The organism is Marinobacter sp. AN1 (assembly GCF_026013985.1).
Classification (GTDB): domain Bacteria; phylum Pseudomonadota; class Gammaproteobacteria; order Pseudomonadales; family Oleiphilaceae; genus Marinobacter; species Marinobacter segnicrescens.
Window position 1 is genome coordinate 855,861 of sequence record NZ_CP110342.1, and the last position, 15,828, is coordinate 871,688.

General features: G+C 52.9%; 15 protein-coding genes and 2 pseudogenes. 15 read left to right on the forward strand and 2 right to left on the reverse strand.

The features are described 5' to 3' along the window. Window positions 1-19 precede the first annotated feature (19 nt). From LJ360_RS03860 to LJ360_RS03930, 15 genes and pseudogenes are all read left to right on the forward strand, one after another. Entirely contained in the window at window positions 20-1,015 is a 996-nt protein-coding gene (locus tag LJ360_RS03860) for a polysaccharide deacetylase family protein (RefSeq protein ID WP_264995312.1), read from the forward strand. After that, on the forward strand, window positions 1,012-2,838 hold the full coding sequence (locus LJ360_RS03865) for a carbamoyltransferase (protein WP_264995313.1): 1,827 nt from the start codon (window positions 1,012-1,014) through the stop codon (window positions 2,836-2,838). The genes LJ360_RS03860 and LJ360_RS03865 overlap by 4 nt, the downstream gene beginning before the upstream one ends. Window positions 2,839-2,867: 29 nt before the next feature. Beyond that, window positions 2,868-3,995, forward strand: coding sequence for a GNAT family N-acetyltransferase (locus tag LJ360_RS03870; RefSeq protein WP_264995314.1), 1,128 nt, complete (start codon window positions 2,868-2,870; stop codon window positions 3,993-3,995). 10 nt (window positions 3,996-4,005) lie between these two features. Further along, window positions 4,006-5,076 carry a FemAB family XrtA/PEP-CTERM system-associated protein gene (locus tag LJ360_RS03875; protein ID WP_264995315.1) on the forward strand — a complete coding sequence of 357 codons (1,071 nt, stop codon included), beginning with the start codon at window positions 4,006-4,008 and terminating at the stop codon, window positions 5,074-5,076. Then, window positions 5,073-6,152 (forward strand): glycosyltransferase family 2 protein, encoded by a 1,080-nt coding sequence (locus tag LJ360_RS03880; RefSeq protein ID WP_264995316.1) that lies wholly within the window; start codon window positions 5,073-5,075, stop codon window positions 6,150-6,152. Before LJ360_RS03875 ends, LJ360_RS03880 begins: the two co-directional genes overlap by 4 nt. Before the next feature lie 177 nt (window positions 6,153-6,329). Beyond that, complete coding sequence (locus LJ360_RS03885; protein ID WP_264995317.1) at window positions 6,330-7,256, forward strand: sulfotransferase family protein; 927 nt, start codon at window positions 6,330-6,332, stop codon at window positions 7,254-7,256. 16 nt (window positions 7,257-7,272) lie between these two features. Next, entirely contained in the window at window positions 7,273-8,619 is a 1,347-nt protein-coding gene (locus tag LJ360_RS03890; protein WP_264995318.1) for an O-antigen ligase family protein, read from the forward strand. A gap of 95 nt (window positions 8,620-8,714) precedes the next feature. Continuing rightward, window positions 8,715-9,082 (forward strand): annotated as a pseudogene (locus LJ360_RS03895) (glycosyltransferase); the annotation flags it as partial. 150 nt (window positions 9,083-9,232) lie between these two features. After that, a complete protein-coding gene (locus tag LJ360_RS03900; protein ID WP_264995987.1) occupies window positions 9,233-9,781 on the forward strand; it encodes a glycosyltransferase in 549 nt (182 codons plus the stop codon). Between the two features lie 77 nt (window positions 9,782-9,858). Next, window positions 9,859-10,176 (forward strand): annotated as a pseudogene (locus LJ360_RS03905) (asparagine synthetase B); the annotation flags it as partial. A gap of 8 nt (window positions 10,177-10,184) precedes the next feature. Next, the gene (gene asnB, locus LJ360_RS03910; RefSeq protein ID WP_264995988.1) at window positions 10,185-11,402 is read left to right on the forward strand and encodes an asparagine synthase (glutamine-hydrolyzing); all 1,218 of its coding nucleotides are present in this window, start codon (window positions 10,185-10,187) and stop codon (window positions 11,400-11,402) included. A gap of 16 nt (window positions 11,403-11,418) precedes the next feature. After that, entirely contained in the window at window positions 11,419-11,682 is a 264-nt protein-coding gene (locus LJ360_RS03915) for an asparagine synthase C-terminal domain-containing protein (protein ID WP_264995319.1), read from the forward strand. Between the two features lie 156 nt (window positions 11,683-11,838). Further along, window positions 11,839-12,477: a glycosyltransferase gene (locus LJ360_RS03920; RefSeq protein WP_264995320.1), complete on the forward strand. Its 639-nt coding sequence runs from the start codon at window positions 11,839-11,841 to the stop codon at window positions 12,475-12,477. After that, window positions 12,474-12,971 carry a glycosyltransferase gene (locus LJ360_RS03925; RefSeq protein ID WP_264995321.1) on the forward strand — a complete coding sequence of 166 codons (498 nt, stop codon included), beginning with the start codon at window positions 12,474-12,476 and terminating at the stop codon, window positions 12,969-12,971. The genes LJ360_RS03920 and LJ360_RS03925 overlap by 4 nt, the downstream gene beginning before the upstream one ends. Before the next feature lie 15 nt (window positions 12,972-12,986). Then, window positions 12,987-14,477, forward strand: coding sequence for an oligosaccharide flippase family protein (locus tag LJ360_RS03930; protein ID WP_264995322.1), 1,491 nt, complete (start codon window positions 12,987-12,989; stop codon window positions 14,475-14,477). Between the two features lie 161 nt (window positions 14,478-14,638). Here the strand turns inward: LJ360_RS03930 and LJ360_RS19975 are convergent, their stop codons facing one another. Both LJ360_RS19975 and LJ360_RS03935 read right to left on the reverse strand, forming a co-directional pair. Next, window positions 14,639-15,070, reverse strand: coding sequence for a glycosyltransferase (locus tag LJ360_RS19975; protein ID WP_413774393.1), 432 nt, complete (start codon window positions 15,068-15,070; stop codon window positions 14,639-14,641). Then, a complete protein-coding gene (locus tag LJ360_RS03935) occupies window positions 15,025-15,711 on the reverse strand; it encodes a glycosyltransferase (RefSeq protein ID WP_264995323.1) in 687 nt (228 codons plus the stop codon). The genes LJ360_RS19975 and LJ360_RS03935 overlap by 46 nt, the downstream gene beginning before the upstream one ends. Between the last annotated feature and the right edge of the window lie 117 nt (window positions 15,712-15,828).

Here is a 15,828-nt window from a genome sequence, read left to right on the forward strand (position 1 = left end):
TAAGAACAGGGAAGACACTGTGTTCGAAAACAGACAAACCATCCGGTTGCCGGCGGATACGCCGGCGCAGCTGATTGTGGTGATCGACACCGAAGAGGAGTTCGACTGGAACGCCGAGCCGGACCCCCAAGCTACTGCTGTCACCGCCATGGACCATATCAACCGTGCCCAGGATATTTTCAACGAGTACGGTATCGCGCCCTGCTATGTGGTGGACTATTCCATTGCCAGCCAGGCGCGCAGTGTCGCTCCCCTGAAAGCGTATCTTGATGCAGGGCAGTGTGAGATCGGTGCACACCTTCACCCCTGGGTGAACCCGCCGGTGGAAGAGACCCTGTCCCGTTCCAATATGTATCCCGGCAACCTGTCGGAACCCCTGGAGCGAGAGAAGCTCACGCGACTTCGTGACACCATCGCCGAGAACTTCGGTGCAGCCCCGCGCATCTACAAGGCGGGACGGTACGGCTACGGTCCTAACACCACGGCCATCCTCAATGACCTGGGGTTCGACATTGACTTGTCGGTGTGCCCGCCGCTGGATGCCCGTGGCGACGGCGGCCCGGACTACCGTTACTACGACGCCTGGCCCTTCTGGTATGGCCCGGCGGACAAGCGTGTCCTGGAGCTGCCGGTGACCGGTGGGTTCGTGGGCTGGGCGGGTAAGCTGTCACCACCGGTCTTCGAACTGGCCATGGCCTTCCGCAAGCTGAAGGCCCCCGGCATTCTGTCACGGCTGGGCATGGTCGATCGGCTGATGCTCTCCCCGGAGGGGTTCCCGACCGCCGAGCACATCAAGCTGACCCGGGACCTGTACCGCCGTGGCGTGCGCACCTTTACCTGGAGCTTCCACAGCCCCAGCGTCGTGCCCGGCCACACCAGCTATGTGCAGAACGAACAGCAACTGGCGGATTTCCTCGATTCGTTCCGCCGGTTCTTTGATTTCTTTTTTAACGAACTGGGTGGACAGGCTTCGACCCCCACCCGGCTCAAGTCGCATATGGAGAAGTTTGCATGAAAGTGCTTGGTATTTCGCCACTGGACAAGGACTCAACGGTCTCGATTGTGGAAGACGGTGAGATCCTGTTCGCCGCCGGCGAGGAGCGGTTTTCCCGAGTTAAACAGCAGGACGGCTTTCCACAGCTGGCGCTGGAAAAGGCGCTGGAATATACCGGCAGCAAGATGAGCGACTTTGACCAGGTCTGCTACCCGTTCCTGACCTGGGAGAATGAAGCCAAGCTCTTTAATCAGAACCTGGAGGACGAACGCCAGTTTATCCGCAACTTTGAGCCGGCGGACCTGAACCGGCAAATCAAGGAAGCGCTGACCAGGGTTCCGGATCGTAATGAGCCAATCCATGGTCTGGAGCACCCCAACGCCATCATGGAGAAGGGTTTCCTGCACAGCTCTTACTATTCCATGGCAGGGGCCCAGCGACTGGCTTCCAACAACGCGGCGCTCAAAGGTTCTCGCCATTGGGGCGAAGGCGCGACTGAATCCTTTCAGAGGTGGGAGCAGTCACTGACTCAGGGCCTTCGCGCGATGGGCTGGGAAAAGCCCGTCAAGCGCATGGACCACCACCTGTCCCATGCTGCCAACAGCTACCTGGCCAGCGGGTTTGAGCGGGCGCTGTGTATCACCCTGGACGGCTATGGTTCCGGGCTGGCAGGCTCCGCCAGTGAAGCCCGCGACGGCAAGATCCATCGGTTACACGGCATCAGCTACCCCAACTCCCTGGGTACCCTCTATGAACATGTCACCTCCAGCCTGGGCTTCAAGCCCAGCCGTCACGAGGGCAAGATCGTCGGGCTGGCGTCCTACGGTGATCCATCCATCCTGGGCGACATCCTGCTTAGCCGTATCCAGCAGGAACCGGGCGATTACCGGATTTATGAAGCCAACAACGTCTTCTTTTCCCGTTACCTGGCGTCCAAATTCCCGAAGATTGACGTGGCGGCTGCCTATCAGCATGCCCTGGAGGTGGTGGCTACCAATTACGTGCGTTACTGGGTCGAGAAAACCGGTATCGACACAATCGTGCTTTCCGGTGGCGTCACGGCCAACGTCAAGCTGAACCAGCGTCTCTTCGAGATTGAAGGCGTTAACCATATCTTCGTCTACCCGAACATGGGGGACGGCGGCTGCGGCACCGGCGCGGCCCTTTACCATTGCTGGCCCGGTGGCGTTAAGGACTCCATATCCAGCGCCTATTTTGGCCCGGATTACAGCGAAGCTGAAATCGCCGCTGAGCTGGAAGCTGAGGGGCTTGAATATACCCGTCCCAACAACCTGGCGGCAGAAGTCGCGTCACTGATCCATAGCGGAGAAGTGGTCGCCCGCTTTGACGGTCGTATGGAATACGGCCCCCGGGCCCTGGGCAACCGCTCGATCCTTTACCACGCCCGGGAGCCGGAAGTGAACCAGTGGCTGAACAAACGCCTGGGTCGCACCGAGTTCATGCCGTTTGCACCGGTAACGCTCTATGAAGCCAGGGAGAAGTGCTACCACAATATCCGGGGTGCTGAGCACAGCGCCGAATTCATGACCATTACCTTCGACTGCACCGAGTTCATGCGGGAGAACTGCCCGGCAGCGGTGCATGTGGACGGCACTGCACGGCCCCAGCTGGTCCAGCGTGACGTCAACCCGGGTTATTACGACATCCTCAAGGAATACGAGAAGATCAGCGGTATTCCGAGCCTGATCAATACCAGCTTCAATATGCACGAGGAGCCCATCGTTAACACGCCGCAGGATGCAGTACGGGCATTCGTGCAGGGGGCGTTGGATTACCTTGCCATTGGACCCTTCCTGGTCAAGCAGCCGAACCCGGCCCACTGATCTTACCCGGCGGGCGGAGCAGGACGCTGATGACGACAGGCAAGCTGGAAGTAAGCCAGCAGGCGGTAACCAACCCGGAGCAACTGCGGGCGGAGTGGGAGGACCTGGAAAGCCGGTCTGCGCCCACGGTATTCCTGTCCTGGCAGTGGCTGGGACACTGGCTGGAGGTGTACGAGCCGGATGTGCGGGTGCTGCGGGTGACCGAAAACGGCCGGTTGATCGGCCTTGGCATGGTGGTGGCGTCTGACGAACGGCGCCACGGTTTACTTCGCTCCCGGTGTTTGCGCCTCCACCAGACCGGCAGCAGGGTGCTGGACCAGATCTGGATCGAGTACAACGGTTTTCTGGCGGAGCATGGCCGTGACCGGGACGTGTCCTCGGCCTGCCTGAAGTTCCTGGAGGCACAGCGGGATAGCTGGGATGAGTTCGTGGTAGGCGCCATTGATGCAGACGAGGCGGACTTCTACGCCCGCACCATGGGCCTGTTCAAACACGTCCGCTGGGAAGCCCCTTGTTATGGCGTAGACCTGGACCAGTTACGGCGCAGTGGCCGACATTACCTGGACACCTTGTCCCGCAATACCCGGTACCAGATCAATCGGGCGCATCGTCTCTACGAAGAGCGCGGGCCGGTGGAGCTGATCCGGCCCGACAATGTGGACGAGGCGTTGGCGGTCTTTGACAGCATCGGCCCCCGTCACCTGGAGCGCTGGGGCAGTGGTCCCGACCAGAGCGGGTTCGCCAACCCGGACTTTGTGCGCTTTCACCGCAGCCTGATCCGCAGCCAGTGGCCGGAAGGCGGGGTAGACCTGGTCTCGGTAAGGGCAGGGGATGATGTGATTGCCTCCTTTTACAACCTGCTGCACAACCAGGTGGTGTACTTCTATCTGGGTGGCATGATGACGGAAGCCGACAACAAGCTGAAACCGGGCCTGCTGGGGCACAGCCTGTGCATTGAAGACTACCGGCAACACGGCTTTCATTATTATGATTTCATGGGTGGAGACGAGCGTTACAAGTCCAACCTGGGCGCATGTCACCGGCAACTGGTGCAGGTTGCCCTGCAGCGGCCCCGGTTCAAACTGAAGCTCGAGAACGCCCTGCGGGAAGCCAAGCACCACTGGCTGGGGGAGCCCGGAGCTGGTTATGGGCGCTGAGGAGAAGTTCATGTCGAGAACAGACGATGTTGAAGTTGTCTCGACAGGCATTGAGGAAGCCCGGGCAGCGGGATGGGATGACTACGTGAGCCGGCACCCGGAGGGTACGGGTTATCACTACCTGGCCTGGCTGCAAAGTATTTCCGAAGCCTATGGCCACCGGCCCTGGTGCCTGGTGGCCCTGTCGCCAGGCGGTGACCTGGCGGGTGTGCTGCCTTTGTGTGAATTTCGCATCCCGTTGCTGGGGGCCCAGTGGGTGTCCCTGCCCTTTTGCGACCTGGGTGGCCCCCTGGCCAGCAGCCAAAAAGCGGCTGCCGCCCTGCGGGACAAGGCTGTGGAACTGACCCGGCAACGGGGTGGGAAAGGACTCAACCTGCGCCTGCCCGGAGAGCCAGTGGATGAGCGGGAAGAAAAGGCCCTGGCGAAGGTCAGCATGATCTGCGAACTGCCAGGGAGCAGCGATGCGCTTTTCAACAGCTACAAGCCCAAGTTGCGCAGCCAGATCCGCAAGGCTGAAAAGAATGGCCTGCGGGCGGAGGTCACCACCCGGGCGGATGCTATTGAGGCTTTCTATCGGGTGTTTTCCGTCAACATGCATCGGTTGGGGTCGCCAGTGCACAGTCTGGGCTGGTTCCAGGCGCTCCAGCGCAGTTATGGTGAGCGAATGCTGACAGGCCTGGTGTGGCACGGGGAAACGGTGGTGGGTGCCGGAATCGTGCTCATCAATGGCACCCGGGCAAGCATTCCGTGGGCGTCCACCCTGGCGGAATATAATCGACTGGCACCCAATATGTTGCTCTACTGGACCCTGCTGGCCCATGTCACCGATGGTGGATGCCACACCTTCGACTTCGGTCGGTCCACGCCTGGTGAAGGTACCTACCGGTTCAAGAAGCAGTGGGGCGCGGAACCCCACGAACTGAACTGGCTCGACCTGAAGCCCGATGGCCAACCCGAACCAGCCCGGAAGTCGCAACAACCCGGAGGCCTGCGTAACCTGCTGGAAGCGACCTGGCGGCGGCTGCCCCTGCCTGTCGCCAACCTGATCGGCCCCGGGGTAAGGAAGTACGTCAGTCTATGAACACCTTGCTGTTGCTGATTACCCTGCTATGCCTGTTTATCCCGGTGTATGTCTACGCCGGCTACCCGCTGGCGTTGTGGCTGCTCACCCTGGGCCGGGACAAGGTGACCCACCGCGTCGCGGAAACCCGCCCGTCCGTTGCGCTGATCATCTCCTGCTACAACGAGGCAGCCGTTATCCGGGACAAGGTGGAAAACGCCCTGGCCCTGGACTATCCCCGCGACAGACTAAGCATACTGGTGGTGTCTGACGGCTCCGATGACGGTACCGACGACATCGTCAAACAATACGCGGAGCCTGGCGTCGAACTGATCAGACAGGAGGGCCGCCTGGGCAAAACCATGGGCCTGAACCTGGCCATGGAGCAAGTGGATGCCGACGTTACCGTCTTCAGTGATGCCAACGCCATGTACGCCCCGGACGCTATTCATAAGCTGGTGCGCAACTTTGCCGACGAACATGTGGGTTACGTGGTGGGCGCAGCCCTTTATACCGACGGCGACTCCGGCGCCAGCGCAAAAAATGAGAACCTGTACTGGCGCTACGAGCTGGCCATCAAGTCCATGGAATCCCGACTGCACTCGGTAGTGGGCGGCGACGGTGCTATCTACGCTATCCGTAGCCACCTGTGGCAGCCACTGGAGCAGAAAGACATCAACGATTTCGTTAATCCGCTGCAGATTATCGCCAGGGGCTACCGGGGCGTCTTCGAGCCGGAGGCAAAATGCTTCGAGGAGACCGCCGGCAACTTTGACCGTGAAGTCGCCCGCAAGGAGCGTATCGTTAACCGGAGTATTCGCGGCCTGATGCGAGTAAAAGAGGTGATGAACCCTCGCGAGTCAGGGATATTTGCCTGGGAAGTGATCTCCCATAAGTTGCTCAGGTGGTTAATCCCCGTTTTTCTGATGCTCGGCATTGGTGGCAGCGCCTTGCTGGCGGCCCAGGGCGTTAATCTTTTCCGTTTGATTACGTTAGGGGCTCTTTTGCTGCTGCTCCTGGCCACGGCGGGTCATCTATCAATTGCAAAAACAAACTCCCGACATGCCTATCGATACCATATTACTTTGTGCTGGTGAACGTGTATTCGATCCGGGGCGTGGTTCGGGCTTTGAGCGGAAATACGCAGGTTATCTGGAGCAGTGCGCGGCCAGGAGGTGCGGTGGGTGATCCCGCGAACTCCACTAGATCAAGGTCAGATCTCGCCTTGTGGATCGTAGGTCTGGTCATACTGCTGGGGAGTCTTGGGTGGGGTTATGTCGTCTGATTACCGATTAACAGCTAAAGACCCAAGAAGAGGACGTGCCATGCACTCGCCAGTTTTCCTGATTGGTACGCAGCGCTCTGGCACCACGCTACTGTGCCGTATGCTGACCGCGCACCCCGATGTTTTCGTAAAGAACGAACTTCCGGTTCGCTCGGTTTTTACCAAAGATGCGACTCGTGAAGATATTGAACGTAACATCAGCCATTTTGTAAAAAAGCAATATGGTGACGATATTGCCGGGTTACTGCAGAGAGAAAGGAAGAAGATTTGGGGATTGAAAGATCCGGAACTGACTCATTATCTCGATCCATTGAAGCAGTTTTTGCCCGAAGCGCGATTTATCGTCATTACCCGCGACCCAAGGGCCGTCGTTAACTCCTATATCGAGAATAAATGGGGGCTTGGCACCAACGCCTATACAGGCGCTCACAGGTGGCGTGAGGAGGTTGAGGAGCAACTCGCTTTCGAAGCCGAACTACCCGACAACGTGCTTCGCCTACGCTACGAAGATCTCGTACTCGATCCAACGCAAAGCCTTGAGAAGGTTTGTGATTTTCTGGGTATTGCTTTCGAGCAAAGCATGATGGATTACGCGGATCAAAAGGCCTTCGTGATTAAGAGCCGGGAAAACAGGAATACGTTCCGGGCTCCCGATCCGGCCCTCACCAAAAAATGGCGCAGCAAGCTAAGCGAGCATCAGATACGGGTTATCGACTCAATCGCCCGTTACACCATGGAAGCTACAGGGTACCAGGCCGAAGCAGAACCTTATTCGGTGCCGGCCTGGATGGCTGACTGGTATCGTCAGCATCAGAGCATTGTAGGCGAAATCCAGATCCAGTATCGCTGGAAAATCCGTCACTGGCTCCGGATTCTACGCGCTAGTGATAAACCGACATCATACACATCAGGCTAAGGCGAATCGCGCAGCAATGTCCAAGTTCGCTCTATTATTCATCATGGTTTTTTTGGGCTGTGTGATCGCAACGCTCACCTACAGCGGAGCTGCGGCATTTGTGCTCTACCAGCTGGTTTACTTTCTGAACCCGGATTCCCGGTGGTGGTCTGCCGACATCCCTGGCATCCGGTACTCCTTCGTTGCTGCTGTTTTGATGCTGATGGCGCTGGGGGTTAAGTATGGGGACTACTCAAAAATCAGCCCCTGGAAAGGACAGCCGACATTCAAGTGGTTAATCGGACTGCTGGGTTTGTACTATCTGGCTAGCTTCTGGGCGTTAAACGACCTTATCCACGATCGGTTTACCTTCGATTTTGCCAAGCTGATGGTCGTTATTTTCGTGGCCTATAAGCTTGTAAACACTGAGCGAGCCCTCGACGCTTCAATTTGGGCTTACCTGATAGGGGCTACTTACATTGGCTATCTTGCAACCATTACCGGCAGAAATTACGGTGATCGTCTTGAAGGCATTGGTATGGTAGATGCGCCTGACGCGAATGGCGTAGCGGCGGCGCTGGTGCCCGCAGGGGCTTTGCTGATGTACTACGCCTGGATGGGTAACTGGAAGGTCAAGCTGCTGTGCGTTGGCTGTGGGGCGCTTATTGCGAATGGCCTGGTGTTAATCAACAGTCGGGGCGCATTTCTGGGTGTGGTGGTCGGTGCTGGTCTTTATCTATTGCACATGATTTTTTCGCGTTATAGAAAAAAGGGCCAGAGGGCAATGGCAATCGTGATTGCCGTAGCCGGAATCAGTGGCGGGCTTTATGTAACTGACGATGTGTTCTGGAGCCGTATGCAAACCCTTGAGAACCTGGAGTCGAAGGAAAGCGGCGCCGGGCGCGTTACCTTCTGGTTAACCACCTTTGATATGCTCAAGGACTATCCCATGGGCATGGGCGTACAAGGGTACAATCAAGTTTCATCACTCTATATGGACGATCAGACCCGGGGCGGTGTAGAGAACCGTGCTGTCCATTCGCTCTGGTTTCAGGGATTGGGCGAGGTGGGCCCGATCGGTTTTGGCCTGTTCGTCATGGCGTTACTGGCGCTCCGGCGCATGTCCCGTAAAGCGAAAGATCTCGCGATTGAGCTAGGGGAGAGTACAACTTTTTTCAAGCTGCTTGCACTGGAGTCTGCATTGATCAGCTATCTGGTGGCAGGTTCGTTTATCGACATGTTCCGGGCCGAAGTACTTTACTGGATGATACTTCTGGTCGCTGTCGGCTCCAATGTGTATTACCTTCAGCGCATTGAGAAGGCAACGCACGAGGCTGATGCACAAAGAGAGAAAATAAATAGCCTCGGGGGAGCGAAGGCATGAGGCCACTGCGAGTGTTGCAGTTTATAACGCCGGCTGGTTTTTATGGTGCAGAGAGATGGGTGATTGCTCTGGCCAATAACCTGCTAGGGGAGAGTATGATCTGTGACCTGGCCGTGACATGGGAAAGCGCGAGTCAGGACCTCTCGGTGGCTGAACATTACCCGAAACATGCGGGGCAAGTGCATTACCTACCCATGAAAGGGCGATTTGACCTTCGGGCTGTCCTGCAGTTGGTGGAGGTTATACGCGAGCGACAAATCGATGTTATCCATACCCATGGGTACAAGTCAGACATTCTGGGCCTTCTGGCGCGCGCCGGGTCGGTATCAAATGCGTAAGTACGCCCCATGGTTTTTCCGGCAAGGTAGGCTTCAAGTTGGGAGCTTTTATAAAGCTGGGAACCTTCATGCTGCGATACTTTGATGCCGTGGTACCTCTCTCTGAAGAACTCATGGGGGATATGAAGCGTTTCGGCGTGCCCGATAACAAAACCCACTTTATCCGTAATGGCGTGGACCTGAAGGAAGTTGATCAGGCTCTGCACGCACTGCCAGTAGGTGCGCAGAAGGAGGCTGGTAACTGCGGGACCAAGACAATTGGTTTCATTGGCCAGATGATTCCCAGAAAAGGCCTGGGTGACCTTTTGCAATGCTTCGACCGGCTTCATCAGAATCACCCAAAATATCGTCTTCAACTCCTTGGGGACGGCCGTCAGCGTGCAGAGCTTGAGGAGCTGGCTGCCAGTCTTGAAAGCGGTAATGCTATCGAATTTCTGGGATTTCGCAACGACCGGCTGGCGCTTTTGTCACAGTTTGATCTGTTCGTTATGACGTCGTCCCTTGAAGGAATTCCCCGCTGCATGATGGAAGCTATGGCTGTTGGCATTCCGGTGGTTGCTTATGATATTCCGGGTGTGGACCAGTTGATTGAGCATGAAACAACCGGATTGCTGGCTCCTTTGGGCGACCAGGAGGCATTGGCTGGTTGCTGTGAACGGGTTCTGGAAGATAAGACTCTTGCACGGACTCTCGCCCACGCCGCTCGCAATCGTATCGATATGGACTACTCAGCCGCACGTATGGCGAAGGAATACGAAGCCCTCTTTCAGAATTTGCTGGCCAGTGGCGAAACCATAGTCACCGGCGAAGGAGGGGCGGGTTAACTGTGTGTGGTCTTGCCGGTTTTCTAAGGACCCCTTCAACGCCTAACCGTGATGCGCATCGTCAATGGCTTGAACACATGGGTCAGGCCATTGTTCACCGCGGCCCCGATGCCGGCGGCATCTACCAGGACGATGAGATCAGTGTAGTACACCGCCGCTTAAGTATCCTGGACCTGAGCGATGCTGGTAATCAGCCAATGACGTCCAACTCTGGTAGATACGTAATTGCCTTTAACGGTGAGATCTATAACTACCGTTCGATCAGGGCTGAACTCGAAGTTGAAGGGTATCGCTTCACTACCGGTACCGACACTGAAGTGCTTCTGTCCTTATTCGAACATAAGGGACAGCGCTGCCTGAATGACCTTAATGGCATGTTTGCCTTCGCCATCTGGGATACCCAATCGAAAGAACTGTTTATGGCCAGGGATCGGTTGGGCAAAAACCACTTTATTACTATGAAGCCGATGGCCAGTTTGCCTTCGCCTCCGAAATCAAGGCACTCAGTACGTTACCTTTTCTAAACAAAGAAATTCGCCCGGATGCCATCAAGGATTTCTTTGCCTACCAATACATCCCGGATCCAAAAACCATTTACCGCTGTATCCACAAGTTGGCGCCTGGTCACTGGCTCAAAACCGACGGCAACCGAAGTCGAGCTGGCCAGTATTGGGACCTGTCCTTCGCAAACCCGAGCACAGCGAGCCCGGATAAGCTGGAGGCGGGGCTTTATGACCTTATTGATGACGCGGTTCGCCTGAGAATGATCAGTGATGTGCCTCTTGGAGCCTTTCTCAGCGGTGGAGTAGACTCAAGTGCGGTGGTTGGAATGATGGCGGGTCATAGCCGCCAACCCGTGACCACCTGCGCTATAGGATTCGACTCCAAACGCTTTGACGAGGTAGCCTGGGCAAAAAAAGTGGCAAAGCTATTCAGTACTAATCACCACGAATTCACAGTACGTGAAAACCTGCCAGACAGCCTGACGAAGATATCCCGATATTTTGACGAACCCTTTGCGGACCCCTCATTTGTACCCACTTACTTTGTATCGCAGCTTGCGCGGCAACAGGTAACGGTTGCACTTGCGGGTGATGGCGGCGATGAAAACTTTGCCGGCTATAGTAAGTATCGTACTGACAGCATCGAAAACCAGCTACGTAATCTATTCCCAGGAGCGTTGCGCCGTAGGCTTTTTCCTCCACTGGCGCAACTAGCCGGCGGTATCAACACCCCCTTAAGCCGCAAGGCGAAATCTTTGCTGAGCTCTCTGGCCATGGACCCGGACCAGGGATTTTTTACTACCAATTGTTTTTTCCGCACGAGCCTTTGGAACGAACTGGTACGCGGCGAGCTGAAACGGGAAACAGACGGTTACGATCCGGCGGACATCACCCGCGAGCATTACCGAAATGCTGACACCGACGACCACCTGGCCAAAATTCTGTACACGGACATCAAAACCTATCTTCCGGGCGACATTCTGGTGAAGGTCGATAGAATGAGCATGGCCAACTCCCTGGAAACCCGAGCGCCCTTACTGGATTACCGGGTAGTGGAGTATGCCGCTGGTATTCCGTCCGCTTTGAAGCTCCACGGCAAAGAAAAAAATACATTCTGAAAAAGCTTTCGAAAAAATGTTGCCCGAGGATGTTCTGTATCGAAAGAAAATGGGCTTTTCAGTTCCCCTGGCGCAGTGGTTGAGGAACGAGTTGTTCGAAGTGGCGGATGACGTTTTTAGTGAGGATGACGGTGGCCTGGCTCAATGTTTCGATATGAACAAAGTGCGCCGGCTCTGGATGAATCATCGGGAGGGCCGGGACGACAATACTCAGGAGCTTTGGAGCATGGTGGCATTCGAGCTGTGGTGGAGAGCTTATCATTCCGAAAAGATAAATTGATATACTGTAACAGCGATCAACCAATTTTGTGCATTCATTGAGGGGCGCCAAACAATGCTCATCGAATTTCGTTCGATTATTTTCTGATTTATTTCTTGTCTTCACTCGGAGCTAACTAGGTTCTGGGTAGGATACAGTCTATGAAAAGGTGGTTTCATGGGAAACAGTGGTCGCCCTGCCCGAATTCTTCATATTACCTTCAATATGGGTATCGGAGGTACGGAACAAGTAATACGGCAAATTGTTTTGGGTTTACCTCGGAAAGACTTTAGCAGCCAGGTTTTATGTATCGATGGTTTTGTAGGTGATATTGGAAAGCAGCTTTCAGACGAAAATATAACAGTAACCGCATTAAAGCGCTCACCGGGGTTTGATTGGAAATTGGTTTGCTCTATTCGAAAGATTTTAAGGCAATCAAATGTCGATGTTGTGCATTGTCACCAGTACACGCCTTGGGTATATGGTTGGCTAGCAGCGATAGGAAGTGGTACAAAAGTTGTTTTCACCGAACACGGCCGATTTCATCCTGACCGTTATCGATATAAGGCTGTGTTGGTAAATCCTCTGATCGCGTTTACAACCGATGCTGTTATCGCAATATCTAACGCAACGAAAAAGGCAATGCAGAAGTATGAGTTTATTCCTGCTTCAAGAATAAAAGTGATTTATAATGGCATTGAGCCTCTCGAGAGAGATGAATCAGTTTCAAAAACTGTGCGTGCTGAGCTAGGGATTCCTGCCGACGTGACAGTCTTGGGCACAATGGCCAGGCTGGACCCCGTAAAAATCAGATGATGATGCTGGATGCATTTTTCGAAATAAACAGAAATTACAAAGATATATGGTTGCTTATGGTAGGGGATGGGCCGGCTGGATCACTACTGAAACGCAGGGTCCAGGAATTGCAGATAGGACACCGAGTCATCTTTACCGGATTCAAGGCAACCCCGTTTCGCTACCTTTGCGCAATGGACATTTTTTTACTTTCTTCCCATACGGAAGGTACCTCGATGACGCTTCTTGAGGCAATGAGCATTGGTATACCGGCAGTGGTTACATCGGTCGGGGGGAATCCAGAGATTTTGGAAGATAATGCCACAGGATTGCTCACCCCGTCAGATGACCACCACCGGTTTGCCGAAGCGATAAGGTACTTGGTTGAAAACCCGGATATAGCCAACAAAATGGGGTCATCTGCGAACAAAGTATTTCACAAGAATTTTGCAGTAGAGAATATGTTGAGCGCTTATATGCAGACTTATCACGCTATCATATCTAATAGCATTTAACACGGGGGGAACTCAATGCCATCTGTTCGACAGGCGATTGTTTATTCCTCCGCAGCACGCTATGTGATGTCCTTTCTTGGCCTCGCCTCTAGTATGCTCGTGTCACGACTGTTAACGCCCGATGAGATAGGTACTTTTGCTATTGCAAGCGCGATTGTAATGATAATGAGCGAATTTCGGATGTTAGGAGCAGGCGGCTATTTGGTTAGAGAGGAAAAAGTCACCAAAGAAAAAGTAAGATCAGCGCTTGGCCTGACTATCTTGGTTTCCTGGGGGTTCGGGATAGTTATATTGGTCTCAGCATGGCCAATTTCAATATTATATGAGTTGCCGTCACTAGCGTTAATTTTTTCGATTCTCTCTCTTAGCTTTTTTCTTGCACCCTACATAAGTATACCTGCTTCGCTGTTGTCGAGAAAAATGAATTTCCGTGTTCAGTTCAAGATCCGATTTTATGCTAGTTTGGTAGGATTTTCGACGACAATAGGTTTAATTGTAATGGGGGCCAGTTATTACGCGCTAGCTCTCGGTCAAACGGCAGTTGCGATCGTTAGTTTTGTAATGTATTCCAAGATAAGGCCTCAGGGAATGGTTTGGCTTCCTCACTTCAAGGGCATTAGCAAAGTGGCGAGTTTCGGGGCTTATACCTCCCTCGCCAGTCTTTTCCGAAAGTTGACGGTAACTATGCCAGACATGATTATAGGAAAAATGGGAACCACCGCCCAAGTCGGCATGTTTTCTCGTGGTCTAGGGTTTATACAGTTTGTATCGCAAACGATCATAATGGGAATGAAGCCGGTTTCTTTACCATACCTTTCCGATGTTAAGCGTGCCGGCGGGGATCTTAGTTTCGCATATACTAGAGCTAGCGTAATGGCGGGAGGGCTTATTTGGCCAGTGCTTGCAGTTGCAAGTATCGTGAGTCTTCCTGCTATAAGGATGTTTTTCGGCGATCAATGGGATGCAGCAGCACCACCGGCAAGCATGCTTGCCTATTGGGCGATGTTAAGAGTTGTTCACTTATTCGCAGGTGAATTGCTTACTGCAATTCATAAAGAAAAAATATTGGCACTGAAAGAGGGCGTTGTTGTATTTTTGTATTTTGGAGGGATTATCCTATCCTTCCCCCGTGGCTTGCTGGCTGTGGCGGTCATGTTTGTGTTAGTGGCATTTGCGGATCTTTTATTTACTACTGCAGTTTTAGTACGTTATGCTCAGATAAAGTCAGTCAGTTTCTTTAGCGCATGGATTAGAACCGCCATTTTGACTATCTTGTGCTGGTCGGTTGCTCAACTAATTTATATGGTCGTGAGTTCTAGTTCCATGGGGATGTTTGGAGCACTTATCACTGTGGCCGCTGTTCTACCATTAATCTGGGTTTCGGGTTTATTCTTAGTAGGTCACTCTCTCCGATTTGAAATCATTAATTTGTATGATCTGGCCAAAAAAATATCAGCTCTAAGTAGTTTATTAATGAGCCGGCATGTTGTTTTGGTTGTAAATTAACGAGGTGATACTTTTGCGTTATGAACGAACATGTGTAGGCTTGTTGAAAGCCAGATTATCTTGCTCAACACGTTTTGTCTCAAGTATAATTTGCCAAGCTTGGTAGAAGTATCGCCAAGGACTATTAGATCTTTGGAAGATATTTATGATAGGCTTATATTTTATCTTCTCTGCATCTTTGAAAACGATCGAAGAGCGCGTTCATACGATTCAGCGATATCATTTTCTCTTAAATCCGACCTCAAACTAAAGTTCTTGGCGCTAGTTGAATAGTCGGACCACACTTCAGGGTCATTCCACATTGTTCTGAGCGCCGAGTTCCAAGCCTCGACGTCGGTAGGATCAAGAAGCTGGCCTCCGGGACCTACTGATTCCGGCAGCCCTCCGATGTTGCTTGCTAGCACCGGTATTCCGGACATATGCGCTTCTGAAACCACTCGGCCCCACGCCTCGCGCCATTGACTGGGTACAATAAGAATGCGCGTTTTAGAATATACTTTGCGCATGTCGTGTAAACGATCTAGCCATGTAATATTGCCTAATTGTTCTATTTTTTTAGTAAACTTTGTTTGTCCTCGATTTTTTGTTGCCATCCTTCAACAAACAGGAATGGTATATCTGGGTTTTTGCGTGCTAATTCAAGCGCAATTGCTTGTCCCTTTAACAAGATAGGATTTATGAAGGTGACGTAAGTTCCGATGGCGCTGCATTCGTATTGGGCTCTATCGAATACGTTATAAATTACTGTTGGTCTGGTTCCGTATTTTTGTTCAAAGGCTTGTGCTGTAAATTTTGAGTTGGCTATGAAGCCCGCCAAGTGCATCTGGTTAGGGTTGCCCAGTGATTGAAATTCAACATCGCGTAGATGTAAAACAGCTGGAATATTCTCCTTATGGAGAATCTTTGCCAAGTTGTATGCGCCGCCATTACTTGGTAACAAAACGGCAACGTCTGGTTGAAATGAATTTTTTATTTTCTCTAACGCAATAGATATTTTCCAAGTTCTTGAGACTGGATATCCCATAACATAGTCAGTTGGAGCTTTGTGTCTTAAGATTTTTCTTCTCACTCGATTTCTCAATCCAAGCCAATTCGTGGTGGCTACGAATCCTGACAATACCATACACGAATGACCGCGGCGTTCCAGTGCCTGGATCATTTCATGTGTGCTGCTTTCTGCTCCGCCGACTTTTTGTGGCAAATAAGGTCGGTTGGTTAAAAATAGTATGCGCATTTTCTTATAACCCTAATCTGTTCATGGTATTTTTGAAAAAAATTATGCCTTTGAATGCGATAGTAGGTCTTCACTATGATTATATGGAGAATTACAAAAACTGTTGTTCGAACTTCG